We start from the raw sequence: 25999 nt of genomic DNA on the forward strand, positions 1-25999 counted from the left end.
CCGAGATTGACGTTAGCGTGGTCGCTTCTCGCAGTTTTCCGCGCTGATGTCGATCTCGGCGCGCCGGCGACGGGTGAGTGAGCAAACGGCGGCCCCAGTACCGGCCATTACACTCAAGGCCGTGACCCTTGGGCCCACTCCCGCCATCGATACCGTCGAACACGCCGCGGCCACCCCCGATCATCCGCAGCCGTTCGCCGAGCTGGGCCTCAAAGACGACGAATACCAGCGGATTCGTGAAATCCTGGGCCGGCGCCCCACCGACGCCGAGTTGGCGATGTACTCGGTGATGTGGAGCGAGCACTGCTCGTATAAGTCCTCCAAGGTGCACCTGCGCTACTTCGGCGAAACCACCACCGAGGCGATGCGGGCGTCCATGCTGGCCGGGATCGGGGAGAACGCCGGGGTGGTCGACATCGGCGACGGCTGGGCGGTCACCTTCAAGGTGGAGTCGCACAACCACCCGTCCTACGTCGAGCCGTACCAGGGCGCGGCCACCGGGGTGGGGGGCATCGTGCGCGACATCATGGCGATGGGCGCGCGCCCGGTCGCGGTGATGGACCAGCTGCGGTTCGGCGCCGCCGACGCCCCCGACACCCGCCGGGTGCTCGACGGGGTGGTGCGCGGCATCGGCGGCTACGGCAACTCGCTGGGGCTGCCCAACATCGGCGGCGAGACCGTCTTCGATCCCAGCTACGCGGGCAACCCGTTGGTCAACGCGCTGTGCGTGGGGGTGCTGAAAAAGGAGGACCTGCACCTGGCGTTCGCCTCCGGCGCCGGCAACAAGATCATCCTGTTCGGGGCGCGCACCGGGCTGGACGGCATCGGCGGGGTGTCGGTGCTGGCCAGCGACACCTTCGGCGGTGACGAGGCCGGCGCCGGGCGCAAAAAGCTGCCGTCGGTGCAGGTCGGTGACCCGTTCATGGAGAAGGTGCTCATCGAATGCTGCCTGGAGCTGTATGCGGCCGGGCTGGTGGTCGGCATCCAGGACCTGGGCGGGGCCGGATTGTCCTGCGCCACCTCGGAGTTGGCGTCCGCCGGGGACGGCGGCATGGCGATCGCGCTGGAGAAAGTGCCGCTGCGCGCGGCGAACATGACCCCCGCCGAGGTGCTGTCCAGCGAGTCGCAGGAACGCATGTGCGCCGTGGTCGCGCCGGAGAACGTGGACGCCTTCATGGCGGTGTGCCGCAAATGGGACGTGCTGGCCACGGTAATCGGGGAGGTCACCGACGGCGACCGGCTGCACATCAGCTGGCACGGGGAGACGGTCGTCGACGTGCCGCCGCGCACGGTGGCCCATCAGGGACCGGTCTATGAGCGCCCGGTCACCCGCCCGGACACCCAGGACGCGCTGAACGCCGACACCTCGACAAAGCTGCCGCGGCCGGTCACCGGCGCCGAGCTGCGCGCGACTTTGCTTGCGCTGCTTTCCAGCCCGCACCTGTGCAGCCGCGCGTTCATCACCGAACAGTACGACCGCTACGTGCGCGGCAACACCGTGCTGGCCGAGCACGCCGACGGCGGGGTGCTGCGCATCGACGAGTCCACCGGACGCGGGATCGCGGTGTCCACCGACGCGTCGGGCCGCTACACCGCGCTGGACCCCTACACCGGCGCCCAGCTGGCGCTGGCCGAGGCCTACCGCAACGTCGCGGCCACCGGCGCCACCCCGGTGGCGGTCACCAACTGCCTCAACTTCGGGTCCCCGGAGGATCCCGGGGTGATGTGGCAGTTCGCGCAGGCGGTGCGTGGCCTGGCCGACGGCTGTGCGGCGCTGGGGATTCCGGTGACCGGCGGCAACGTCAGCTTCTACAACCAGACCGGGTCCACGGCGATCCTGCCCACCCCGGTGGTCGGGGTGCTCGGGGTGATCGATGATGTCGCCCGCCGCCTGCCGACCGGGCTGGGCACCGAACCCGGCGAGACGTTGATGCTGCTGGGCGAGACCCGCGACGAATTCGACGGCTCGATCTGGGCGCAGGTGACCGCCGACCACCTCGGCGGGCTGCCGCCGAAAGTCGACCTGGACCGGGAAAAGCTGCTGGCCGAGGTGCTGTGCGCGGCCAGCCGCGACGGCCTGGTCTCCGCCGCCCATGACCTGTCCGAGGGCGGTCTGGCGCAGGCCGTGGTGGAAGCCGCGCTGGCCGGCGAAACCGGTTGCCGCATCGTGCTTCCCGAGGGCGCCGATCCGTTCGTGACGCTGTTCGCCGAATCGGCGGGCCGGGTGCTGGTCGCGGTGCCGCGCACCGAGGAGAGCCGGTTTACCTCCATGTGCGAGGCGCGCGGGCTGCCGGCCATCCGCATCGGTGTCGTCGATCAAGGCTCGGACGCGGTGGAGTTCCAGGGCCTGTTCGGCGTCTCGTTGGCGGAATTGCGCAGCACCTACGAGGGAGTGCTGCCCGGACTGTTCGGATGAGCACCGCGGTCCGCGCCGAGCCCGGAGACCGGGCCGAGCCGCGGGGCCGCCATCCGTTACTGGTGTGGGCGTGGAGCCTGGTGCGGCTGAAGTTCGTCGGGATCGCGTTCGCGGCGCTGCTGTTCTGCCTGTCGCTCACCCCGTCGCTGCTGCCGCGGGATTGGTTGTTCCAGGGCCTCATTGGCGGGCTCAACGGCACGTTCGGTTACGGGCTGGGGGTGACGCTCGGCGCCGTGGCGCACCGCCTGGTGTTGCGCAACGCCGGCTGGTGGCCGCCCCCGCCGCGGGTGCTGCTGGGCTTGAAGGCGGCCGTGGTGGTGCTCTCCCCGACGGTGTGTGTGCTGATGCTGATTCCGGCCGCCGCCTGGCAGCGGCAGGTGTCGGCGCTGATGGGGATGGCCGGCCCGACGACGGTGGGCTATCTGCGCACCCTGATCATCGCGACCGGGGTGGCGGCGCTGCTGGTGGCCGCGGCCCGCACCGTGCTCGACGCGATCAAGCTGTTGGCCCGCCGGCTGATCCGGCGCTGGCATCTGCACAACGAGACGGCGCTGTTCATCGGGACGGCGATCGTGGTGGCGCTGTTGATCACGTTGATCAATGGTGTGCTGATCCGCGGGTTTTTCACCGGCGCCAACGCCTTGTTCGCCCCGGAGAACACCACCACCCGCGCCGGGGTGACCCAGCCGATGCTGCCGGAGAAATCCGGCAGCCCCGCGTCGTTGGCACCGTGGGACAGCCTGGGCTTTGAGGGCCGCAACTTCGTGGCCACCGGTCCGCACGCCGCCGAGCTGACCCGGCTGTCCGGGCAGCCGGCCAAGGAACCGATCCGGGTGTACGCCGGGCTGCACAGCGCCGACACCGACGCCGACCGGATGGAGCTGCTCGTCCACGAGCTGGACCGCACCGGGGCGTTTCACCGCAAGCTGCTGGTGATCGTGCCGACCACCGGCACCGGGTGGATCAACCCGGTGGCGGCGCGGTCGCTGGAGATGCTCTACAACGGCGATACCGCGACGGTCGGGGTGCAGTACTCGTATCTGCCCAGCTGGATCTCGTTTCTGGCCGATCAGCAGAAGTCGCTGGACTCCGGCCGGTCGCTGATCGACACCATCCACGACCGCTGGCAGCGGCTGCCCGCCGGGCAGCGGCCCAAGCTGGTGCTCTACGGCGAAAGCCTGGGGTCGATGGCGGGGCAGGGCGCGTTCGGCTGGCTGCCCGACATCGCCAAGATGGGCTTCGATGCGGTGCTGTGGGTGGGACCGCCGCATACCAGCCCGCTGTGGCATGCGCTGATCGTGCGGCGCGACCCGGGCAGCACCGAAGCCGACCCCCGCTACGACAACGGCCGCACCGTCCGGTTCTCCACCGGCCGGGACGCCGCCGACGTCGCCCAGACCGCCGCCCCGCCGTGGGAGGGCACCCGGGTGCTGTTCTTGCAGCACCCGTCCGACCCGGTCATCTGGTGGTCCCCGGATCTGCTGTTCTCCGAGCCGGACTGGTTGGTCGAACCGCCCGGACGCGACCGGTCGGCGTCTATGCGCTGGTATCCGGTGGTGACGTTCTGGCAGGTCACCGCGGACCTGACCAACGCGCTCAGCGTGCCCAGCGGGCACGGCCACAGCTACGGCGACACGGTGCTCGATGGCTGGGTGGCGGTGCTGCCGCCGGACGGCTGGACCGCCGCCGACACCGAACGCATCCGCGCCGCCCTGCACCACAGCGAAGCCCTGGACCCCGAATAGCGATGCGCGGCACCATTTTTCGCATACCGCCGGTGGCGCTGGCGGTGTCACTGGTGGGCGGCAGTTTCGTGCTGCCCCGGATCCCGATGCCGTGGCGGATGCTGCTGCAGGTCGGCGCGGGCGGGCTGCTGCCGGTGGCGGCCCGCGCCCCGCTGGGCTTGCGCCCGCCGCGGCTGTGGCGGGGGCTGCGGGTGGGGCTGCCGGTCGCGGCGGCGGCGACGGCGGCGGTGGCCGCGACGACGGCGGTGCCGCTGACGCGCTCGGTGCTGGCGGCCCGCGAGCTGCCGGGGTCGGCGACCCACTGGCTGGCGGTGCAGATCCCGCTGGGCACGGTGTGGGCCGAAGAGATCGCGTTCCGGGCCGCGCTGGGCCGGCTGGCCGCCGACGCGTTCGGGCCCGCCGCGGGTCGGGTGGTGCAGGCCGCCGCGTTCGGGCTGTCCCACATCCCCGACGCCCGCGCCACCGGCGCGCCGGTGGCACCGACCGTGCTGGTCACCGGGGCCGCCGGGTGGCTGTTCGGCTGGCTGGCCGAGCGGGCCGGCAGCATGGCGGCGCCGATGCTGCTGCACCTGGCCCTCAACGAGGCCGGGGCGGTGGCGGCGCTGACCGTGCAGCGGCGAACGGGGCGATGACGTGGCCGCCCGCACAGCCCCCGACCCGGCGCAGACCCGCGCCGCGGTGGTCGCGGTGGCGGACTGGGTGCGCGACGACACCCGCCCCGCCCCGCAGCGCACCGACCTGGCGGCCGCGGTCCGGTTGACCGCGCGCACCCTGGCCGCGCTGGCCCCCGGCGCCAGCGTCGAGGTGCGCATCCCCCCGTTCGTGGCGGTGCAGTGCGTCGCGGGGCCGCGGCACACCCGCGGCACACCCCCCAACGTCGTCGAGACCGATCCCCGCACCTGGCTGCGGCTGGCCGCCGGGCTGGTGACGCTGTCCGAGGCGGCCGCGACCGGGGCGCTGCGGGCGTCCGGTGCCCGGGCCGGCGAGGTCGCCGGCTGGCTGCCGGTGGTGACCCTCGACACGTAATCGGGCGTGGCGCGGCGCGCGATTCTGTGCCGGGGGTGACCTGCCCGTAGACTGGACGGCGTCGCCCACGCCGCCCCGGGGGAGAGCAGCCTTTTGAATGACCAGCAGGTGGAGAACCCGCCGCGGGAAGAGTGCGGTGTATTCGGGGTCTGGGCACCCGGCGAAGACGTCGCCAAACTGACCTACTACGGCCTGTACGCGCTGCAGCACCGCGGCCAAGAAGCCGCCGGCATCGCCGTCGCCGACGGCTCCCAGGTGCTGGTGTTCAAGGATTTGGGGCTGGTCAGCCAGGTTTTCGACGAGCAGACCCTGGCCGCGATGGCCGGCCACGTCGCGATCGGGCATTGCCGCTACTCCACCACCGGCTCCACCACGTGGGAGAACGCCCAGCCGGTGTTCCGCAACACCGCCGCGGGCACCGGGGTGGCGCTGGGGCACAACGGCAACCTGGTGAACGCCACCGAGTTGGTGGCCCGCGCCCGCGACGCCGGGTTGATCAACCCCCGCGAGTTCGGGGCCACCACCGACTCCGACATCCTGGGTGCGCTGCTGGCCCACGGTTCGGCCGACGCCACCCTGGAGCAGGCCGCCGTCGAGCTGCTGGCCGGGGTGCGCGGTGCGTTCTGCCTGACCTTCATGGACGAAAACACCCTCTACGCCGCCCGCGACCCGTGGGGGGTGCGGCCGCTGTCGCTGGGCCGGCTGGACCGCGGCTGGGTGGTGGCCTCCGAAACCGCCGCCCTCGACATCGTCGGCGCCTCCTTCGTCCGCGACATCGAGCCCGGTGAGTTGCTGGCGATCGACGCCGACGGGGTGCGCTCCACCCGGTTCGCCAACCCGACCCCCAAGGGCTGCGTGTTCGAGTACGTGTATTTGGCCCGCCCGGACAGCACCATCGCCGGCCGGTCGGTGCATGCCACCCGGGTCGACATCGGCCGCCGGTTGGCCCGGGAATGCCCCGCCGACGCCGACCTGGTGATCGGGGTCCCGGAATCGGGCACCCCGGCCGCGGTCGGCTTCGCCCAGGAATCCGGCATCCCGTTCGGGCAGGGCCTGACGAAAAACGCCTACGTTGGGCGCACCTTCATCCAGCCGTCGCAAACCATCCGCCAACTGGGCATCCGGCTCAAGCTCAACCCGCTCAAAGAGGTGATCCGCGGTAAGCGGCTGGTCGTCGTCGACGACTCGATCGTGCGCGGCAACACCCAACGGGCCCTGGTCCGGATGCTGCGGGAGGCCGGCGCGATCGAGGTGCACGTGCGCATCGCCTCACCGCCGGTGCGCTGGCCCTGCTTCTACGGCATCGACTTCGCGTCGCCGGCCGAGCTGATCGCCAACGCCGTCGAAGACGAAGGCGAAATGCTGGCCGCCGTCCGGCACGCCATCGGCGCCGACACGCTGGGCTACATCTCGCTGCACGGGATGATCGCCGCCACCGAACAACCCGCCTCCCGGCTGTGCGCGGCCTGCTTCGACGGCGCCTACCCGATCGAGTTGCCGGGGGAGACCGCGTTGGGCAAAAACGTGGTCGAACACATGCTCGCCAATGCGGCCCTGCACGCCCAAAACGACAACGCGTCCGCGCTGCGCCGGCCCTGAATCCCTCGCCGAGCGTGAATCGCGCGACGCGGCACGCCGCTGCGGCGTCGGCTAGTTCACGGTCGGGGTGAGGTGGCGACGGCGATGGACTTGGGCTCCAGGTAGCTCTCCAGCCCCTCGCGGCCGAGTTCGCGGCCGTACCCGCTGGCCTTGACCCCGCCGAACGGCGCGAACGGATCCATCGGGTAGCCCTGGTTGACCCCGAACGTTCCGGTCCGGATCCGGGTGGCGACGGCCAGGCCGCGCTCGGTGTCGGCGGTGAACACCGACCCGGCCAGGCCGTAATCGGAGTCGTTGGCGATCGCCACCGCGTCGTCCTCGTCCCGGTAGCCGATGACGCTCAGCACCGGCCCGAAGATCTCCTCCCGGGCGATGCGCGTCGCGTTGTCGACACCGCAGAACAAGGTGGGCCGGACATACCACCCGGTGTCGACGCCGTCGGGCGGCTCGGCCCCACCCACCACCAACCGCGCCCCGGCGGCCTGGCCGTCGCGGATGTAGTCGCGGACCCGGTGCTGCTGACGCCGGCTCACCAGCGGGCCGAGCTGGGTGGCCGGGTCGGCGGGATCGCCCACCACCAGCGACGTCAGCTCCGCGGCCAGCGCGTCGACGAACGCGTCCTCGCGGCTAGCCGGAACCAGGATGCGGGTCAACGCATTGCAGATCTGGCCGCTGTTGGACAGGCTCGCCGAGCGCACCGCCGCCGCGACCGTCGCCGGGTCGGCGTCGTCGAGCACGACCGCGGCCGACTTGCCGCCGAGTTCGAGGCTGACCTTGGTGAGGTTGGGGGCGCAGGCGGCGGCCACCGCGCGCCCCGCCGCGGTGGAGCCGGTGAACGACACCTTGTCCACGCCGGGGTGGCCGGCTAGCTGCGCGCCGACCGCCGCGTCGCCCGGCAGCACCGTGACCACCCCTGGGGGAAGGTCGATCTCGGCGAGCAGTTCGGCCAACAGCAGCGCGTCCAGCGGTGACTCCGGGGCCGGTTTGAGCAGCACCGCGCAGCCGGCCAGCAGCGCCGGCACCAGCTTGGTGACGATCAGGAACTGCGGCATGTTCCACGGCACGATCGCCGCGACGACGCCGACCGGCTCCTTGCGGATGTGCAGCGGGGGCCCGAAGAAGCCGGCACGGGTCTCCTGCCACGGATATTGCTCGGCCAGATCGCAGAACGCCGTCATCATCGCGGCCGGCAACCCGACCTGGGCGCGATGCGCGAAACTGATCGGCGCGCCGATCTCGGCGCAGATCAATTCGGCCATCCGATTCCGGTTGTGCCCGTACACCTCGGCGAGCTGGCGCATCGCGGCGATGCGCTCGGTGGGCGGGCGCGCCGACCAGCGATCGCCGGCGGCGCGGGCCGCGGCCACCGCGTCCTCGACCTGAGCTGGATTGGCCGCCGGCACTTCGGCGATCGGCTTCTCGGTATGCGGCGAAACGACCGTCAGGGTCGGCATCGTGCCCCTTCCCAGTATATCAACTACTTGACACCTAGGGGGCGAGTATATACCGTCGGCGCTACCGGCGGCGGCGACGACAGGAGTGGTGATGGCGCGTTTTCCTAAACCGCCCGAGGGCAGTTGGACGCAGCACTATCCCGAGCTGGGCACCGACCCGGTGTGCTACGAGGACTCCATCAGCCCGGAGATCTACGAGCTGGAGCGGGCGGCGATCTTCAAGCGTGCCTGGCTGAATGTTGGCCGCGTCGAACAGGTTCCACGCAAAGGGAGCTACTTCACCAAGGAGCTGAAGGCCGCCAACACCTCAATTATTGTGGTGCGGACGGCATCTGGGCAGATCAAGGCCTACCACAACGTCTGTCGGCATCGGGGAAACAAGCTGGTGTGGAACGACATGCCGCTGGAGGAAACCAGCGGGGTGTGCCGTCAGTTCACCTGCAAGTACCACGCCTGGCGCTACGACCTCGACGGCAACCTCACCTTCGTGCAGCAAGAGGACGAATTCTTCGACCTCGACAAGACCCGCTATGGGCTGGTGGGCGTGCACTGCGACGTCTGGGAAGGCTTCATCTTCGTCAACTTCGCCGCCACCCCCGAGCAGTCGCTGCGGGAGTTCCTCGGGCCGATGATCACGGACTTGGAAGGCTACCCGTTCGATCGGATGACGTCGCGGTGGTGTTACCGCTCGGAGGTCAAGGCGAACTGGAAGCTGTATCTGGATGCGTTCCAGGAGTTCTATCACGCGCCGATCCTGCACGCGAACCAGTCGCCGACCGCCTACTCGCGGGCCGCCGCCGAAGCCGGCTTCGAGGCGCCGCACTACCGCATCGAGGGGCCGCACCGGCTGGTGAGCACCTCCGGGGTGCGGGCCTGGGAGATGTCGGCCGAGATGCGCAAGCCCATCGAGGACATTTGTCGCAGCGGACTGTTCGGGCCGTGGGACAAGCCCGATCTGGGCGAGATGCCGGCCGGCCTGAACCCGGCGAACTGCGATCCGTGGGGGCTGGATTCGTTTCAGCTGTTCCCCAACTTTGTGCTGTTGTTCTGGGGGCAGGGCTGGTATTTGACCTACCATTACTGGCCCACCTCGTATAACACCCACATCTTCGAGGGCACCGTGTACTTCCCGCAGCCACGCACACCGCGGGAGCGGGTCGCCCAAGAGTTGGCGGCGGTGTCGTTCAAGGAGTACGGGCTGCAGGACGCCAACACGTTGGAGGCCACCCAGACCATGCTGGAGACCCGCGCGGTGGATCGATTCCTGCTCAACGACCAAGAGATCCTGATCCGCCACTTTCACAAGGAAGCCGCCGCCTGGATCGACGACTTCCGGCACGCGACCGCGAAGGTGTAACCGCCGATGACCAACCTGCTGCCCCCCGAATTCGCCGACCTGGAGCGGTTCGCCGACTGGTGTTTGCCGACCGAGGCGCAGCGCTACGCCAAGCGATTGGCCAGTTCCATGGTCGAGATGCTGACGTTCTACGAGGCCATTATCGCGCGCGCCGAAGACGCCCTCGCCTACTGCGACAAGTTCAGCCTGCAGGATTTGCCCGACGATGTGCTGAACCTGATGCACCTGCTGTATTCGATGGTGACGGTGTCGTTTCCGGTCGAATGCTGGAAGCAGCCGCGGGTCCCCGACTCCGGTGCCACCACCCTCGACTGCGTCGCTGAGCCGGTCCCGTGACCGCGGTGCTGCGTGCCGCGCGGTGGCTCGATGTCGATGCCGGCCAACTGCGCTCGCCGGCGGTCATCGTCGTCGACGGCAACCGCATCAGCGCGATCAACCCGGAAGGGCCCCTTCCGGATTCGGCCGAGCTGATCGACCTCGGCGACGTGACGCTGCTGCCGGGCCTGATGGACATGGAGCTCAACCTGCTCATCGGCGGCCCGGGTTCGCCGGAGGGCCTGCCGACACCGATGCACGGCGTGCAGGACGACCCGGCCTACCGCACCCTGCGGGGCGCGGTCAATGCCCGCACCACCCTGGACGCCGGGTTCACCACCGTGCGCAACCTCGGGCTGATGGTCAAGACCGGCGGCTATCTGCTCGACGTGGCCTTGCAGCGTGCCATCGACGAGGGTTGGCACGCCGGACCCCGCATCTACCCGGCGGGTCACGCCGTCACCCCGTACGGCGGCCACCTGGATCCGACGGTGTTCCAGCGGTTGGCGCCCGGCATCATGCCGCTGTCGGTGGCCGAAGGCATCGCCAACGGGGTGCCGGACGTGATCGCCTGCGTGCGTTACCAAATCCGCCACGGCGCGAAGCTGATCAAGGTGTCGGCGTCGGGCGGGGTGATGTCGCACAGCACCGCCCCGGGCGCCCAGCAGTACTCGGATGCCGAATTCGCCGCGATCGCCGATGAGGCCCACCGCGCCGGGGTGCGGGTGGCCGCGCACGCCGTCGGCGACAGCGCGATCCGCGCCTGCATCCGGGCCGGTATCGACTGCATCGAACACGGTTTTTTGGCCAGCGACGACACCATCGCGATGATGGTCGAGCACGGCACGTTCCTGGTGTCCACCACCTATTTGACCGACGCGATGGCCGTCGACCGGATCGCGCCCGAGCTGCGCGCCAAAGCCGCGGAGGTCTTCCCCCGGGCGAAAGCGATGCTGCCCAAGGCGATCGCGGCGGGGGTACGCATCGCGTGCGGCACCGACGCGCCGGCCATCCCGCACGGCGAAAACGCCAAGGAACTCTGCGCGCTGGTGCAGCGCGGCATGACACCGGTGCAGGCGCTGCGGGCCGCCACCGTCACCAGCGCCGAACTCATCGACGCCGACCACGAGTTGGGCCGCCTGGCGCCGGGCTACCTCGCCGACATCATCGCCGTGCCCGGCGACCCGACCCGGGACATCGCCACCACCCTCGATGTGCGGTTCGTCATGAAAGACGGTCGAGTGCATAAACGCCGCTGAGGCGCGGCCGGGCACCGGGCGCCCCGGCTGCGCTACCGTCAGAAGACGCGCGAGGGGAGCAGGGCATGGAACTCACCGACAACATCCTGTGGCTGCTCAAGCAGGCCTTCTACTTCTCGTTGACCAGCGTCAACGAGGCCATCAGTCAGCACGGCGTCAGCACCGCGCAGATCGGGTTGTTACGCCAGCTCGCCAACGAACCCGGCCTGTCGGGCGCCGAACTCGCCCGGCGGCTGCTGATCACCCCCCAGGGCGTGCAGCTGGCCCTGACCGCGCTGGAACGCCGCGGCCTGGTCGAACGCAAACAAGACCCCCGGCACGGGCGGATCCTGCAGGCCTACCTCACCGAGGAGGGACGGGCGGTGACCTCGGCGGTGCTGGCCGACGCCCTGGCCGCGCACGCGAAGGTGTTCGGGGTGCTCACCGACGACGAGCAGGCCACCCTCCGGGCGCTGCTGGGCCGGGTCGTCGAGCAAGGCACCGGCCACACCCTGTTCACCGACCGGGTGGAGCCCTAACCGGTGGGATTCGGCGCAGCGAGTTCGGCCAGGGCGGACAAAAACAACTCATCCATCCGCGGGCTCAAGTCGGCCAGCGTCGCGGCGCTGGCATAGCTGGCCGAGCCGAAGACGCGGTGCAGCCCCGCGGGTTCCGCGGCGGCACCGATGGCAAGGCACAGGCAGGCCACCCCGTCCGCGCGCAGTTCGTCCAGCGCCTTGGCGGCGTCGGCTTCCGCGTATCGGCCTTCGTAGCCCTCGTCGTAGGGGAAACCGTCGGACAGCACGACCAGCAGCCGATTCGGTGTGCCCGCCTCGGTTTTGAGAATCTCGCCCGCGCCGCGGATACCGGCGCCGAGCCGGGTGTAGCTCGCCGGTTGCAGTTGGTTGAGCCGGGCGCGCCCCGCCGCACCGAACCGTTGTCCGAACGTTTTGATCGCGGGCAGCTGGACCGCGTGTCGGCCCTGCGACCGAAATGCGTAGACGGCCACCCGGTCGCCCAGCTCCTCGAGGGTGACGGCCAGCGTGGCCGCCGCCCGCCGCTGATGGTCGTGGACGGCCAGGCCCTCCGGGTCGGTATCGGTGGCCGACCCGGAGGCGTCCAGCAGGATGAGCACCCCGAGATTGCGGGCCAGCTTGCGGCGTTCGGTGTAGACGTGTTCCGGGGGCGAGTACCCGGAGCGCAGATCGACGAACAAATCGATGAGCGCCTCGATGTCCACCTCGTCCCCGTCGGCGCGGCCGCGGAAAACCTTGGGACCCAGGCCGACGCGGGACAGCCGTCGCCGCAGCACGTCGTCGTGCAGCACGCCGGCCGCGGAGACGTCCGCGGCCGCGGTCAGCGGGAAATCGATGACCCGGCACCAGTCGGGGCGATAGCGATGGTGAAAGACATCCCATTCCGGATGCAGCGAGCCGCCGACGCCCAGCGCCGCACCGGGCCAGCCGTCATCGCTGAAACGGATCTGCGTGGGCAGCGGTCGGGCGTGCGGCCCGACGGCGTGTGCCCGCCGAATGGCGCGAACCTGCAACTCGCCGCCGGCGGCGTCGTCGCCCGGCGACCGCGAATTGCCGAACATCTTGCGGAGGAAGTCCGACAACGCCCGCGAGTTGAGCAGTGGATTCTCGAACAGCTTGAGAATCTTGCTTTCCTCGGACCGCCCACCGGCGTCGTCGGCACCGTCGTCGGCCTCGGGCAGATCGATGACGTCGAACGCTAGCCGCAGCTCGTTGTCGGTGGCCGGGGTGCCCGGCCCGGCGGCTGACGCCAGCAGCCGGGACGGTCTGATGACGCCGAACCACCGCGGGGCGGCGGCGACTTCTGTTCGGCTCCTCGCCATGTCGAGGGACTCGGCGGCGCTGGCGGTGCTCGGATCCCCCGCGGGGCGCAGCGCGGCGGCCAGCGGAACACGGGTGGCGAATTCGGCAAGAACCCGGCGCCCCTCCAGAGCCAGGTAGCGGCGCGCCACCGTCGGACGTGCCCGCAACGCCTTCACCAGTCGCGGATCCAGGCTCCCGGCACCGAGCAGCGCGCTCTGCACCAGCATCTCGCGACGCTGCTCGCCGACGGACCCGCCCGCCGAAACGAAGATGACCTGGCCGTTGGTGTGCGCGGCCTCGCCCGCCGGGGCCGCCGCAACGGTGACCGCTCTGCCGGCAAGATAGCTGGCGAGAAAGCGGAACCGGTCGGGGGCAGCGGGGTCGGAAGCGGTCACGTGCGGGGCAGCACCGCGTCCACGAGTTCCCCGAGCGCGCGGATGACGTCGGCATCGTCGGACAGCGCGGAGACGATGGCGGACTGGACGGCACTGCGCAGCGGAAGCCCTTCGGCGACTAGGCCGCCGGCCAGGATCAACATCCGCGTCGAGGACACTTCGCGCAGCGGTGAGTTATCCAGGTTGCGGATCGTGTTACCGAGCGTGACCAGGGCACGCGCCGTCGCCGCATCGACGCCGGCCTCGTGCGCAACTACCTCCGTTTCGATCTCGGCTGGCGGGAATCCGAGTTCGATGGCGATGAAACGTTGACGGGTCGACTCCTTGAGGTTCTTCAGCACGCTCTGATAGCCGGGATTGTAGGAAATCACCAGCTGAAACCCTGGCGCCGCAGGCAATGTCGTGCCAAGCCGATCGACCGGCAGCTCACGGCGGTGATCGGCGAGCGGATGGATGACCACCGTCGTATCTTGGCGCGCCTCGACCACCTCGTCGAGGTAGAAGATGGCCCCCTCGCGGACCGCGCGCGTCAACGGCCCGTCCACCCAGACGGTTTCGCCCCCTTTCAGCAGGAATCGGCCCACCAGATCCGCCGAGGTCATATCCTCGTGGCCCGCCACGGTAATCAGATCACGACCGAGCTGATGCGCCATGGCCTCCACGAAGCGCGTCTTGCCGCATCCGGTGGGGCCCTTCAACAGCACCGGCAGCCCGCGACCGGCCGCCGCCCGAAACACCGCCACCTCATCGCCGACCCCCCGGTAAAACGGCGACGCCGGCAGCACGGCGGTGGGGTGGCTATTTGTCGGCACGTGGTTCCTCTGGCTCAAACGGGACGGTCCTGGGTAGTTCGACGCCCGGCGGAAGGACGAGTTCGCCGTCGGTATTGATGTAGCCGGAGTGTTTGGTCGGTATCGGCAGCGCCGGATTCGGGCAGGGCGTGTCGGTGCCGTCACCGCAGATGCCGCCGTTGAAGTAGGAGCGCTTCTGGTGGTCTTCCGGCCACGGGTCGGCGTGCATGCCGATCCATTGCGCGGGAAGGTTGTAAAACACGAAGAAGCACGCGCTGACCCCGGCGAAGATCGCCAGCAACCGGATGAATTGCTGCCTAGCGGCCCCGCCCCGGACGTGGTCGAGTCCGCGCTCGACGACGGTGCGGCCGCGATCGTCGGTGAAGTACCGCAGGCAGCACAGCGCGGCCTGCACGCCGCCCCACATCAGCCCTTCGTAGACCGGCCACTGGTAGTAGGTGCCGGCATTGATCGACACCGATCGGATGGCACCGGGATACGTGTAGAACCCGATCGGCAGCATCACCAGGCCCTCCATGACGAAGTCGAAGACGACTGAGATGGCGTAGGTCACCGCGATCAGCCGCAGATTGCTGATGTTGGGCCAGCGCGCCTTGATCTTGCGCATCACCCAACATCCGACGATGGTGATCAGCAGTACGCCGTACGCGTAGCCCGGCACGTTCGTCAGCAGCGGTTCGGCCACCTGGTGGCCCGGTTCCTCGGGCGACACCCACCCGGGAATCTGCGAGGACCAGGAACCCCGGTTGAACAGCCAGGTGTTGTAGGTGCACCAGGTGTTGAGGTAGTTCAGCAACGGGTCCTGGAAGAACATCAGCCCCATCGACACCAACAGCATGCCGTCCAGCGTGATCCGCCGCTCGCGGCGCCACGGCCGGATGATGAAGTACCAGAGGGCGAACGGCGCGCCGACCCATAGCACGATGGCGTTCGCGAGCAGCGGCACCTTCATGTACATCGGCGGATCGTTTGGCCCGCCGGGGACCCGCTCGAAATAGGGTCCGGTGATCCAGCGGATCCACACGTACAGCTGCAGGGCCAGCAGCGCGCCGCCGAGGACTGCCCAGACCCGGATGGCGCTGGCCTTCGGCTGACCCTGGGCGCCCAAGTCGACCGCGCCGTCGAGTGACTCGGTGCTAGCGGGCGCCTTCTTTTTGCTCGACAAATCGTTCATGACGCGAACCGAATAACGGTGGGGTTCATCAACATCTCTCACTTACCTCGATCGACGGGAACGGCTTGAGACGTGCCGAACATACCAGTCGGTATCTCAGTAACCAATAGGATTCTCAGAATCTGTGGCAGGATCATCCGCATGGTGGAGCGTTGGACGCGGGAGCGACGCCTGGAGCACACCCGCTCGCTTCTGCTGGATGCCGCCGAGGACGTGTTCGCCGAAAAGGGATTCACGACAGCGACTCTCGACGACATCGCCTATGCCGCCGGGTACACGAAGGGCGCCATCTACAAGCACTTCGCCACCAAGGAAGACCTGTTCTTGGCGGTCAGCGACCGGTACTGGCGGCGCTATTTCGACAATTTTGCCGGGGTGATGTCGGCCGCGCGGCGCGTCGGGGCGCGCGAACTCGACGAGATCGCGGCGCGGTGGCGCCAACTGAGCCGGGACCGCGGCGCCGAGCACGCCGCGCTGGGGCACGAGTTCACCCTGTATCTGCTGCGCAATCCCGAAGCGCGAGAGCGGGTGGCCGCCAAGCGGGCCGACGTCCTCGCGGCGCTGGCTAAGTTCATCGTCGAGGGCGTCGACCGGCTCGGCGGCACCCTCCTCATCCCGCCGCTGACGTTCGCCCAAGTGCTCATCGCCACCAGCGACGCGGTCGTGTTGGGCAGTCAGCTCGACGACGTCGATCTCTTCCGGCCGATCGTGGAGATGTACGTGTCGGCCATCAAGCTGCCCTGATCCGGGTTACACCGCTCGTGTATCTACTACTTGAGAACTATAACAAGTACTTGATATTGTTGGTCGCGATGCACTCCGCGACCGAGCTTCAACCCGCCGGCGCCGCCGTCGGCGGCGACGCCTGCTGCCCGGAGGGCTTGGCGTCGGTACGGGTCAAACACGTGGTGCGCGAAACCGGGGATGCGGTGTCGCTGGTGCTGGAGGTGCCCCGCGCCCATGCGCACCGATTCCGTTATGAGGCCGGCCAATTCCTGACCGTGCACGTGCGGATCAACGGTGAGGACTACCGGCGGTGTTACTCCATGTCGTCGTCGCCGGCGGTGAGCGAGGACATCCGCATCACCGTCAAACGCGACGGCGTGGTGTCCAATTGGCTCAACGACACCACGGTCGCCGGCGATGAGCTGCGCGTCGCGCCCCCAGCAGGCCGGTTTGTGCTGGCCGGTACCGAGCGGGAACTGGTGGCCTTCGCCGGTGGCAGCGGCATCACCCCGGTGTACTCCCTGATCCGCACCGCGCTGGCCACCACGGCGCGCCGTGCGCGGCTGTTCTACGCCAACCGCAGCCGGGAATCGGTGATCTTCCGCGAGGCGCTGCAACACCTGGCCGAGACCAATCGCGAGCGGCTCAGGCTGCACCACCACCTCGACGAGCACGCCGGGACGGTGACGCCCGCCGACGTCGCCGGATTCGTCACCGACGCCGCGGACGCCGACTACTACATCTGCGGGCCGGCGCAGTTTATGGAAACCGTCGAGGCAGCGGTGCTGGCCGCCGGTGCCCCCGCCGAGCGGGTGCATGTCGAACGCTTCACCCTCGCCCCACTCCCGGCGCCCGAGGCCGCGGAATCGCCGGTGCCCGACGAGGTGACCATCGTGCTGGACCGGCGCAGCACCACGGTGGGCTACCGGGCCGGCAGCACGGTGCTGCAAACGGCGCGACTTGCCGGATTGTCGGCGCCTTCTTCCTGCGAAGTCGGCTCGTGCGGGACATGTATGGCCCGGGTGACCGAAGGCAGTGTGCGGATGCTCAACAACCAGGCGCTCGACGACGACGAAATCGGCCAGGGCTGGATTTTGACCTGTCAATCGTTGCCCACCAGCCCTCGGCTGCGCGTGGTCTACGAGTGAGAGCGAAAGGGTTTCCGATGAGCGCGACCCGGGTTGCCGTGGTCACCGGCGGGGCGTCCGGGATGGGGGAGGCGGTCTGCCATGAGCTGGGGCGGCGCGGGCATCACGTCGCCGTCCTCGACGTCAATGAGCACGCCGCGCAACGGGTCGCCGACGAGCTGCGGAGTGCGGGTGCCGTCGCGCTCGGTGTCGCCGCCGACGTCACCGACCGATCCGCGGTCGACGAGGCGTTCGCCAAGGTGCGCAGCGAGCTCGGGCCGGTCGCCGTGCTGGTCACCAGCGCCGGCGTTTTCGGCTATTCCGCGTTCGCCGACATCACCCCGGCCGAGTGGGCGCGGATCATCGACGTCAACCTCACCGGAACGTTTCACTGCTGTCAGGCCGCGCTGCCGGACATGGTGACCGCGGGGTGGGGTCGCATCGTGATGATCTCCTCGTCCAGCGCCCAGCGCGGCTCCCCGTTCGCCGCCCACTACGCGGCGTCCAAGGGCGCGGTGATCACCCTGACCAAGTCGCTGGCCCGCGAATACGCCGCGCACGGCATCACGGTCAACAACATTCCACCGTCGGGGATCGAGACCCCGATGCAGCACCAATCGCAGGCGGCCGGATACCTGCCGCCCAACGAACAGATCGCCGCCAACATTCCGGTGGGGCACTTGGGCACCGGCGCCGACATCGCCGCGGCGGCCGGGTTCTTGTGCTCGCCCGAGGCCGGTTTCATCACCGGCCAGGTGCTCGGCGTCAACGGCGGAGCGGTGATGTGACAGGGAGGTTGCCATGACACGTGCCGGCAGACCCGCGGAGGGGTCGTGGACCGAACACTATCCGGAACTGGGCACCGGGCCGGTCTCGTTCGCCGACTCGACGTCGCCGCAGTTCTACGAACTCGAACGCGAGGCGGTGTTCAAACGTGCCTGGCTCAACGTCGCCCGCATCGAGGAGCTGCCCGAGATCGGCAGCTACACGACCAAGGAGATCGAGGTCGCCCGGGCCTCGGTGCTGCTGGTCAACGGCCGTGACGAAAAGCTGCGGGCTTTCTACAACACGTGCCACGGCGGACACAAGCTGGTGTGGAACGACTTTCCCGATCGGGAGACCAGCGGCGACGCGCAGGACTTCACCTGCAAGCACTGCGGTCGCCGCTACGGGCTCGACGGCTCCGGCGAGCCGGCCGGGCTGATCCCGGTGTGCTGCGATGTCTGGAACGGCTTCGTGTTCATCAACTTCGACACCGAACCGCGGCAGTCGCTGCGCGAGTTCCTCGGCCCGATGATCACCGGGCTGGACGGCTACCCGTTCGGGAAATTGACCGAACGCTACGACTGGGTCGCGCACAACAACAGCAACTGGAAGATCTTCGCCGACGCGTTCCAGGAGTACTACCACGTCCCGTCGCTGCATTCGCAGCAGGTGCCCGCCGCGGTGCGCGATCCCAACGCCGGCTTCACCTGTGGGCACTTCCAACTCGACGGCCCGCACCGGCTGGTGTCGACCGCGGGCCGGCGCCGCTGGCTGCTGCCCCCGGAATACATGTACCCGATCGAGCGGGCCACCCGCAGCGGACTGGTCGGCCCCTGGGAAACCCCCGACATCGGCGAACTGCCGGCCGGGCTGAATCCCGGCGGCATCGAACCGTGGGGCATCAGCAACTTCCAAGTCTTCCCGAACACCGAAATCCTCATCTACGGCGGCTGGTATCTGCTGTACCGGTACTGGCCCACCTCCCACAACACCCACCGGTTCGAGGCCTACACCTACTTCCACCCGGCCCGCAGCGTGCGGGAGCGCATCGAACACGAAGTCGCCGCGGTGGTCCTCAAGGAGTTCGCGTTGCAAGACGCGGGCATGCTCGGCGGCACCCAGGCCGCCCTGGAGTACGGGATCGTCGACGACTTCCCGCTCAACGATCAGGAGATCCTGGTCCGGCACCTGCACCGGGTGGTCGTCGACTGGGTGGACGCGTACCAGCGTGAGCGGGTAGGGGTGTGATGATGGCCCCGCCCCGCCTGCCCAGCGCCTTCGCCGAACTGGAAGTGTTCGCCGAAACCTGGTGTCTGCCCAGCGAAACCGAACGCTGGAACCAACGGCTGGCCAGCACCCTGCCGGAGCTGCGCACGTTCTACGACGCGTTCTTCCCCCGGCTACAGGAGGCGATCGACTACTGCGACAAGTTCTCGCTGGACGAACTGCCCGAGGACGCGCTGAACCTGCTGCACCTGATCTATTCGCTGATCATGGTCGCAATGGCGGTGGAGATCATGCATCAACCCGCCCCGGTCGACGCCGCCGACGCCGTCATGATCCGCACCGGCGGACCAGTGCCCTGATATGGAAGGACGCAGCATGAGCCTGCTCACCATCAACAAGCTGACCGCATCGGTCGGCGCCGAAGTCCTCGGCGTCGACCCGGACCGGCTGGCCGCCGACGACGGAGTGGTCGCCGCGGTGCTCGACGCCCTTGAGGACAACGGGGTCTTGGTCTTTCGGGGTCTGCGGATCACCCCGCAGGCCCAGGTCGCGTTCTGCCGCCGCTTAGGGGCGATCGACCACAGCTCCGACGGGCATCACGCGGTGCCGGGCATCTACCCGATCACGCTGAACACCGCCAAGAACTCCTCGGCGGCCTACCTGCGGGCCACCTTCGTGTGGCACATCGATGGCTGCACACCGCTCGGGGACGAGTGCCCGCAGAAGGCCACCGTGCTGTCCGCGGTGCGGCCCGCCGACCGCGGCGGGGAGACCGAGTTCGCCAGTGCCTACGCCGCCTACGACGCGCTGTCCGACGACGACAAGCAGCGGCTGGGCGGACTGCGGGTGGTGCACTCGCTGGAGGCCTCCCAGCGTCGGGTCAACCCCGACCCGACAGCAGAACAGTTGGCGCGGTGGCGGTCCCGGCCCACCCATGAGCATCCGCTGGTGTGGACGCACCGCAGCGGCCGCAAATCGCTGGTGCTCGGCGCCTCCGCCGACTATGTCGCCGGCATGGATGTCGAGGCGGGCCGGGCGCTGCTGGCCGAGCTGCTGGAGCAGGCCACCACCGCCGACAAGATCTACAGTCACTCCTGGTCGGTGGGCGACACCGTCATCTGGGATAACCGCGGTGTGCTGCACCGCGCCGCCCCGTATGACCCGGCGTCGCCGCGGGAAATGTTGCGCACCACGGTGCTCGGTGACGAGCCCATTCAGTGACGGCCCGCCACCCGCGCCGGTTGGCGCCGCTGCCCGACGAGCACTGGGACGACTCCATCCGTGACGCGCTGCGGTCCCTGCTACCGCCCGAGCGGGCCAACCCCCGCGACGCCGGGAACGTGTTGGCGACGCTGGTGCGCCACCCCGCCCTGACCCGCGCCTATCTGCCGTTCAACGCCTACCTGCTGACCGGCTCCACGCTGTCGCCGCGGATCCGGGAGGTGGCGCTGCTGCGGGTGGTGCTGCGCCGCGACTGCGACTACCTGTGGTCGCATCACCTGCCGCTGGCTCGGCGTGCCGGGCTTACCGCCGCCGAGATCGAGGCGATCCGCGACGGGAGCCTGCGCGAGCCGGCCGATCGGGCGGTGCTGGGCGCGGTCGATGACCTCGCCGATGACGGCACCATCTCGCCGCCGGTGTGGCGGCAGCTCGGTGAGCACTTCACCGACGAGCAGCGGATGGACCTGGTGTTCACCATTGGTGGCTACTACCTGCTGGCGATGGCGGTCAACACCTTTGGCGTCGAGGAGGAAATACCGTGATCGACTCGTCCGCGGAGACCGCACTGTTTGTCTCCACCGCCCGGGCGTTCCTGGACAAACACGCGGCGGTGGCCCAGCAACGCGAGTTGGCGGCACAGGGCCGTTCGTATGATCCGCAGTGGTGGCGCGACGCCGCGGAACTGGGTTGGGCCGCGTTGTTGGTGCCCGAAGAACTCGGCGGGGGAAGCGTTTCCGGCAGCGGTCTGCACGACCTGGCCGCCGTCGCCGAGGAGATCGGTCGCACGGTGGCGCCCGGGCCGCTGCATCCGGTGAGCACGGTGCTGGCCGGGCTGGCCGAGGCCGACAACCGCGACGCCCACGCGGAAACCATCGCGGCCCTGGTGTCGGGGCAGCGGGTGGCCAGCTGGGCCACCGACGAGCCCGGCCACGGCTTTTGTCCGCAGCGGCCCACGCTCACGGCCACGGCGACCGCGGGCGGCTACCGGCTCGACGGGGTCAAGGACCGCGTCGAAGCCGGGCAGCAGGCCGATCTGCTGTTGGTCACCGCCCGGGCCGACGACGGCCCGCGGCAGTTTTTGGTCCCCGCCGACACCGCCGGCGTGACGCTGCGACCGCAACGCTGCCTTGACCTGGTGAAGCGGTGCGCGCGAATCGAATTCGATGCGGTGGCGATCGACCCGGGGTGGGCGGTGGGTACCGCGGCACAGACGCCGGCACTCATCGACCGGCAAACCCAGGTCGCCATCGGGCTTATGTGCGCCGAGACCGTGGGGATCCTGGACACCGTGCTGGACCTGACCCTGGACTGGACCCGCCAGCGGTACAGTTTCGGTCGGTCCCTGGCGTCCTACCAGGCGATCAAACACCGGCTCGCCGACATGACGATGTGGCGGCAGGCGTGCCGCGCGATCACCGCGGGCGCGATCGACAAGGTCGCCGCCCGGGCCGCCGACGCCGCGCCGTGGGTCAGCGCCGCCAAGTCCTACCTCGGTGAGCACGCCGGCCCGCTGGTGCAGGACTGTGTGCAGCTGCACGGCGGCATCGGCGTCACCTGGGAACACGACCTACACCTGTACCTGCGACGAATCACCCTGTACCGCAACCTGTTCGGCACCCCCGACGAACATCACCAAGCCATTTTCCGGGCCGCGAGCAGCACGGAGCCCGCGGCATGACCGCCGAGTCGGTGGCGGACTTCGCCGCGCGCGCCCGCGCCTGGCTGGCCGCCAACATGCCGCGGCTGGACCCGGACCACCCGCCGCGCAACGGCCGCGACGACGACGGCGCCTGGCAGCGTGCCCGCGAGCTGCAACAGCGGCTGCACGCCGGCGGGTTCGCCGGGATCTGCTTTCCGCGCGAGTACGGCGGGCTGGGCCTGGACGTGGCCTACCAGAAAGCCTTCAACACCGAGGCCGCCGGCTACGAGATGCCGCTGATCCTCAACACTCCGACGTTCACCATCTGCTGCGCGACGCTGCTGGACACCGGCACCGAGGCGCAGAAACGCGACCACATCGGGGCGGCCCTGCGCGGCGCGACGGTGCTGGTGCAACTGCTCTCGGAGCCCAGCGGCGGCTCCGACCTGGCCGGGCTGATCACCCGCGCCGAGCGCGACGGCGACGACTGGGTGATCCACGGCGCCAAGACGTGGAGCACCAGCGCGTTCGCCGCCGATTACGGGCTGCTGCTGGCACGCACCGATCCCACCGTGCCCAAGCACGACGGCCTGACCATGTTCGTGGTGCCGATCGACGCGCCGGGGGTGACGCTGCGCCGCATCGAACAGGTCGACGGCTCCAACGAATTCTGCGAAGAGTTCTTCGACGGTCTGCGGGTCGGCGACGACGCGGTGGTCGGCGAGGTCAACAAGGGCTGGGACGTCGCGTCCCGGCTGTTGTTCCACGAACGTCGCGCCGTCGGCCACGGCTCGGAGTTCGCCAGCGGCCGCGGGGCCGAACGCGTCGAAAGCTCGTCGGTCGAATTCCTCACCCTGGCCGCGGCGGTCGGTGCGAGCGACGACCCGGGGGCCCAGGACAAGATCGGCCGGGTGCTGGCGCGGCGGATGGTGCGCGAATGCCTCGTCGACCAGGTCTCCGGCGCCATGGCCGCCGGCGCGTTGCCGCCGACCGCGGGATCGATCATCCGGTTGTTCCACTCCGACGTGACCTGTCTGGAGGTCGACACCGCGCTGGAGATCGCCGCTGCCGGCGGCGTCGTCGACGACGAGCGGCAGCTCCTCAAGGTCGGGGAGCGCTACCTGTCCCGGCAGACCGTGGCGCTCGGCGGCGGCAGCAACGAGATGGCCCGCAATGTCATCGCGGAGCGGGTGCTGGGCCTGCCGCGCGAGTACGCGGCCGATCGCGGGGTGCCGTTCAACCAGGTCCGCCACAACAACGCCTAACCACCGGACCGGACGGCGATGACCTGGGGAATCAGCGCGGCGGGCGCCGCCGGCGGCGTGACGGCCTCGTTCGATACCGCCCGTCACGGCCGACCGGTAGCCTTTACCGCGATGACGGATCGCGCAGCAGACCCAGGACACCCGGGTCAAGGCATCACCTACGCAGCGGCAGGAGTCGACATCGAGGCCGGTGACCGCGCCGTCGAGTTGATCACCCCGCTGGCCGCCAAGGCCACCCGCCCCGAAGTGCGGGGCGGCATCGGCGGCTTCGCCGGCCTGTTCGCCCTCCGCGGCGACTATCGGGAACCGGTGCTGGCCGCCTCCAGCGACGGGGTGGGCACCAAGCTGGCGATCGCCCAGGCGATGGACAAGCACGACACCGTGGGCCTGGACCTGGTGGCGATGGTGGTCGACGACCTGGTGGTGTGCGGGGCCGAGCCGCTGTTTTTGCAGGATTACATCGCCGTGGGCCGCACGGTGCCCGAACGGATCAGCGCGATCGTCGCCGGCATCGCCGACGGCTGCGTGCAGGCCGGCTGCGCGCTGCTCGGCGGGGAAACCGCCGAACACCCCGGCCTGATGGAACCCGACCACTACGACATATCCGCCACCGGCGTGGGCGTCGTGGAGGCCGACGACGTGCTGGGCCCCGACCGGGTCAAACCCGGCGACGTCATCATCGCGATGGGCTCCTCCGGGCTGCACTCCAACGGCTATTCGCTGGCCCGCGCGGTGCTGTTAGACATCGACCGGATGAACTTGGCCGGCTACGTCGAGGAGTTCGGCCGCACGCTGGGTGAGGAGCTGCTGGAGCCGACCCGCATCTACGCCAAGGACTGCCTGGCCCTGGCCGCCGAAACCCGAGTCCGCACCTTCTGCCACGTCACCGGCGGCGGGCTGGCCGGGAACCTGGAGCGCGTCATCCCGCACGGGCTGGTCGCCGAGGTGGACCGCGGCACCTGGACGCCGGCGCCGGTGTTCGCGATGATCGCCCAGCGCGGCCGCATCACCCGCGCCGAGATGGAAAAGACGTTCAACATGGGCATCGGCATGGTCGCCGTCGTTGCGCCGGAAGACACCGACCGCGCGCTGGCCATCTTGACCGCCCGGCACCTCAACTGCTGGGTGCTGGGCACCGTCAACAAGGGCGGAAAGGACGCACCCCGCGCCCAGCTGGTGGGACAGCACCCGCGGTTCTGAAGCGGGTCCGCGTCAGCGCCGCCAGTCGTCCTCGTCGGTCGAGAACCCAAAGTCGTCGTCGCCGTCGTGGTCGGCTTCCTCGGCGCTCGACCCGGACAGCTCGCGCTGAAGCCGCTCAAAATCGGTCTGCGGGGTGCTGTACTTCAGTTCTCGAGCAACCTTGGTCTGCTTCGCCTTAGCCCGGCCGCGGCCCATGGGGGAACCCCCTCGCGCAATAACGGAGCGGCCCAACAAGTAGGCGGCCCCGATCTGTGTGTCGTATTGTCCTGCTGAGTAGTTTACCGTGCCGCCCCGGCGCGCGCGGCCACGCCCTACCCGCTGCGGTTGACGTCACAGCCCGCTCACCGGGTTCCGCCCCGCAGCCGCTCAACGGCGGCCCGTCCGGCGCCGATCACATCCGCCGCCGGCAGCGAATCGGCGTCGATCACCGCGGCGACCTCGGCGTCCCCGCCGGTGGTCAGCGGGGTGTCGGCGGGCAGCCCGCGTTTGAGCAGCGCCAGCGCCACCGGGCCCAGCTCGGCGTGATCGACCACCGTGCCCAGCCGGCCCACCGCGCGGCCACCGGCCAGCACCGGATCACCGGTGACGGGTCGGTCCACCGAGCCGTCCAAGTGCAGCAACACCAGCATGCGGGGCGGTTTGCCGAGATTATGCACCCGGGCGACGGTCTCCTGGCCCCGGTAGCAGCCCTTGTCCAGGTGCACCGCACCCGCCCCGGGCCCGCCGATCCAGCCCACCTCATGCGGGATGGTGCGCTCATCGGTGTCGACCCCGAGCCGGGGGCGCAGCGCCACCACCCGGTGCGCCTCAAACGCCCACACCCCGGCCGGGCGCACCCCGGCCTGGGTCAACCGGTGCCGCCAGGTGGCGACCTCGGCGCGCGGCACCAGCAGGTCCAGCTCGGGCGGGCCGGCGGCGGTGCCGGGCACCCGGCGCGCCAGGCCACCGCCGTCCAGCGGCGTCGCCCGGTCGTCGGGCAGGCCGTCCAGGCCCAGGGCGTCTAGCACCGTCGGCTCGGCCAGGCCCGGACCGAGTAACGACAGCACCGCCAGCTCGGCGGGCTCGGGCCGCACCTGTGACCAGAACACCATCTTGCGCAGGTAGTCCAGCAGCGGCTCGCCTCGCCACGGCTCGGTGTCGAGGTAGCTGACCTCGCCCAGCTCGGTCTGGATCCAGTGATCCTCGACATGCCCCTTGCCGTCCAGGGACAGGTTTTCGGTGCTGGCGCCGTCCGGTAGTTCGGCCACGTGCTGGCTGGAGATGCTGTGCAGCCAGGTGCGACGGTCGGTGCCGGTCAGCGTGAGCACCGCCCGGTGCGAGCGATCCACCAGCACCGCAGCGGTTTCGGCGGCCCGCTGCTCACCCAGCGGGTCGCCGTAATGCCAGACAGCGCCGGCGTCGGGTCCGGGATCGGGCGCGGGAACAGCGGTCACAGCTCAACTCTACGAGCCCCCGCATTA

The 25999-nt window shown here is 69.7% G+C and carries 25 protein-coding genes; 19 read left to right on the forward strand and 6 right to left on the reverse strand.

Going from position 1 to position 25999, the window contains the following annotated elements:
- Positions 1 to 121 precede the first annotated feature (121 nt).
- The 5 genes from purL to purF all read left to right on the forward strand — a co-directional run bounded on the left by purL (position 122) and on the right by purF (position 6786).
- Positions 122 to 2416: a phosphoribosylformylglycinamidine synthase subunit PurL gene (gene purL, locus ACAG26_RS05420; protein WP_370480305.1), complete on the forward strand. Its 2295-nt coding sequence runs from the start codon at positions 122 to 124 to the stop codon at positions 2414 to 2416.
- Positions 2413 to 4161, forward strand: a complete 1749-nt coding sequence (locus ACAG26_RS05425; protein ID WP_370480307.1) for an alpha/beta hydrolase — start codon at positions 2413 to 2415, stop codon at positions 4159 to 4161. The genes purL and ACAG26_RS05425 overlap by 4 nt, the downstream gene beginning before the upstream one ends.
- A 14-nt stretch (positions 4162 to 4175) precedes the next feature.
- Complete coding sequence (locus ACAG26_RS05430; protein WP_370480394.1) at positions 4176 to 4793, forward strand: CPBP family intramembrane glutamic endopeptidase; 618 nt, start codon at positions 4176 to 4178, stop codon at positions 4791 to 4793.
- Position 4794: 1 nt separating this feature from the next.
- On the forward strand, positions 4795 to 5187 hold the full coding sequence (locus ACAG26_RS05435; protein WP_370480309.1) for a sterol carrier family protein: 393 nt from the start codon (positions 4795 to 4797) through the stop codon (positions 5185 to 5187).
- Between the two features lie 93 nt (positions 5188 to 5280).
- On the forward strand, positions 5281 to 6786 hold the full coding sequence (gene purF / locus ACAG26_RS05440) for an amidophosphoribosyltransferase (RefSeq protein ID WP_370480311.1): 1506 nt from the start codon (positions 5281 to 5283) through the stop codon (positions 6784 to 6786).
- A 56-nt stretch (positions 6787 to 6842) separates the two neighbouring features.
- Here the strand turns inward: purF and ACAG26_RS05445 are convergent, their stop codons facing one another.
- Positions 6843 to 8240: an aldehyde dehydrogenase gene (locus tag ACAG26_RS05445; RefSeq protein ID WP_370480313.1), complete on the reverse strand. Its 1398-nt coding sequence runs from the start codon at positions 8238 to 8240 to the stop codon at positions 6843 to 6845.
- 91 nt (positions 8241 to 8331) lie between these two features.
- Between ACAG26_RS05445 and ACAG26_RS05450 the strand changes: the two genes are divergently transcribed.
- The 4 genes from ACAG26_RS05450 (at position 8332) to ACAG26_RS05465 (ending at position 11689) form a co-directional block, all read left to right on the forward strand.
- Complete coding sequence (locus ACAG26_RS05450; protein ID WP_370480315.1) at positions 8332 to 9597, forward strand: aromatic ring-hydroxylating dioxygenase subunit alpha; 1266 nt, start codon at positions 8332 to 8334, stop codon at positions 9595 to 9597.
- 6 nt (positions 9598 to 9603) lie between these two features.
- Positions 9604 to 9933: a hypothetical protein gene (locus tag ACAG26_RS05455; protein WP_370480317.1), complete on the forward strand. Its 330-nt coding sequence runs from the start codon at positions 9604 to 9606 to the stop codon at positions 9931 to 9933.
- Positions 9930 to 11171, forward strand: a complete 1242-nt coding sequence (locus ACAG26_RS05460) for an amidohydrolase family protein (protein WP_370480319.1) — start codon at positions 9930 to 9932, stop codon at positions 11169 to 11171. Before ACAG26_RS05455 ends, ACAG26_RS05460 begins: the two co-directional genes overlap by 4 nt.
- A gap of 65 nt (positions 11172 to 11236) precedes the next feature.
- The gene (locus ACAG26_RS05465) at positions 11237 to 11689 is read left to right on the forward strand and encodes a MarR family winged helix-turn-helix transcriptional regulator (RefSeq protein ID WP_370480321.1); all 453 of its coding nucleotides are present in this window, start codon (positions 11237 to 11239) and stop codon (positions 11687 to 11689) included.
- On the opposite strand, the gene ACAG26_RS05470 is transcribed toward ACAG26_RS05465, so the two are convergent.
- From ACAG26_RS05470 to ACAG26_RS05480, 3 genes are read right to left on the reverse strand one after another with little or no spacing between them, the layout of a single operon-like run.
- Positions 11686 to 13383: a nitric oxide reductase activation protein NorD gene (locus tag ACAG26_RS05470; protein WP_370480323.1), complete on the reverse strand. Its 1698-nt coding sequence runs from the start codon at positions 13381 to 13383 to the stop codon at positions 11686 to 11688. The genes ACAG26_RS05465 and ACAG26_RS05470 overlap by 4 nt on opposite strands.
- A complete protein-coding gene (locus ACAG26_RS05475; RefSeq protein WP_370480325.1) occupies positions 13380 to 14195 on the reverse strand; it encodes a CbbQ/NirQ/NorQ/GpvN family protein in 816 nt (271 codons plus the stop codon). Before ACAG26_RS05475 ends, ACAG26_RS05470 begins: the two co-directional genes overlap by 4 nt.
- On the reverse strand, positions 14182 to 15369 hold the full coding sequence (locus tag ACAG26_RS05480; RefSeq protein ID WP_370480327.1) for a spirocyclase AveC family protein: 1188 nt from the start codon (positions 15367 to 15369) through the stop codon (positions 14182 to 14184). Before ACAG26_RS05480 ends, ACAG26_RS05475 begins: the two co-directional genes overlap by 14 nt.
- 141 nt (positions 15370 to 15510) lie before the next feature.
- On the opposite strand from ACAG26_RS05480, the gene ACAG26_RS05485 reads away from it, so the two are divergent.
- The 10 genes from ACAG26_RS05485 (at position 15511) to purM (ending at position 24539) form a co-directional block, all read left to right on the forward strand.
- Positions 15511 to 16113, forward strand: a complete 603-nt coding sequence (locus ACAG26_RS05485; RefSeq protein ID WP_370480329.1) for a TetR/AcrR family transcriptional regulator — start codon at positions 15511 to 15513, stop codon at positions 16111 to 16113.
- Between the two features lie 68 nt (positions 16114 to 16181).
- Positions 16182 to 17243 carry a 2Fe-2S iron-sulfur cluster-binding protein gene (locus tag ACAG26_RS05490; protein WP_370480331.1) on the forward strand — a complete coding sequence of 354 codons (1062 nt, stop codon included), beginning with the start codon at positions 16182 to 16184 and terminating at the stop codon, positions 17241 to 17243.
- Between the two features lie 17 nt (positions 17244 to 17260).
- Positions 17261 to 18010: an SDR family NAD(P)-dependent oxidoreductase gene (locus ACAG26_RS05495; protein WP_370480333.1), complete on the forward strand. Its 750-nt coding sequence runs from the start codon at positions 17261 to 17263 to the stop codon at positions 18008 to 18010.
- Positions 18011 to 18023: 13 nt separating this feature from the next.
- Positions 18024 to 19235 (forward strand): SRPBCC family protein, encoded by a 1212-nt coding sequence (locus ACAG26_RS05500; RefSeq protein ID WP_370480336.1) that lies wholly within the window; start codon positions 18024 to 18026, stop codon positions 19233 to 19235.
- Positions 19235 to 19573, forward strand: a complete 339-nt coding sequence (locus tag ACAG26_RS05505) for a hypothetical protein (protein WP_370480338.1) — start codon at positions 19235 to 19237, stop codon at positions 19571 to 19573. Before ACAG26_RS05500 ends, ACAG26_RS05505 begins: the two co-directional genes overlap by 1 nt.
- 16 nt (positions 19574 to 19589) lie before the next feature.
- On the forward strand, positions 19590 to 20435 hold the full coding sequence (locus ACAG26_RS05510) for a TauD/TfdA dioxygenase family protein (RefSeq protein WP_370480340.1): 846 nt from the start codon (positions 19590 to 19592) through the stop codon (positions 20433 to 20435).
- Positions 20432 to 20977, forward strand: a complete 546-nt coding sequence (locus ACAG26_RS05515) for a carboxymuconolactone decarboxylase family protein (RefSeq protein ID WP_370480342.1) — start codon at positions 20432 to 20434, stop codon at positions 20975 to 20977. The genes ACAG26_RS05510 and ACAG26_RS05515 overlap by 4 nt, the downstream gene beginning before the upstream one ends.
- The gene (locus tag ACAG26_RS05520; protein WP_370480395.1) at positions 20977 to 22113 is read left to right on the forward strand and encodes an acyl-CoA dehydrogenase family protein; all 1137 of its coding nucleotides are present in this window, start codon (positions 20977 to 20979) and stop codon (positions 22111 to 22113) included. The genes ACAG26_RS05515 and ACAG26_RS05520 overlap by 1 nt, the downstream gene beginning before the upstream one ends.
- Positions 22110 to 23339, forward strand: coding sequence for an acyl-CoA dehydrogenase family protein (locus tag ACAG26_RS05525; RefSeq protein WP_370480344.1), 1230 nt, complete (start codon positions 22110 to 22112; stop codon positions 23337 to 23339). The genes ACAG26_RS05520 and ACAG26_RS05525 overlap by 4 nt, the downstream gene beginning before the upstream one ends.
- 111 nt (positions 23340 to 23450) lie before the next feature.
- Complete coding sequence (purM, locus tag ACAG26_RS05530) at positions 23451 to 24539, forward strand: phosphoribosylformylglycinamidine cyclo-ligase (RefSeq protein ID WP_370480346.1); 1089 nt, start codon at positions 23451 to 23453, stop codon at positions 24537 to 24539.
- A gap of 12 nt (positions 24540 to 24551) precedes the next feature.
- On the opposite strand, the gene ACAG26_RS05535 is transcribed toward purM, so the two are convergent.
- Both ACAG26_RS05535 and ACAG26_RS05540 read right to left on the reverse strand, forming a co-directional pair.
- Positions 24552 to 24734, reverse strand: a complete 183-nt coding sequence (locus ACAG26_RS05535) for a DUF3073 domain-containing protein (protein ID WP_370480348.1) — start codon at positions 24732 to 24734, stop codon at positions 24552 to 24554.
- Between the two features lie 146 nt (positions 24735 to 24880).
- Entirely contained in the window at positions 24881 to 25972 is a 1092-nt protein-coding gene (locus tag ACAG26_RS05540; protein WP_370480351.1) for a folate-binding protein YgfZ, read from the reverse strand.
- Positions 25973 to 25999: the final 27 nt, after the last annotated feature.

Source organism: Mycobacterium sp. pUA109 (assembly GCF_041287095.1).
GTDB lineage: Bacteria > Actinomycetota > Actinomycetes > Mycobacteriales > Mycobacteriaceae > Mycobacterium.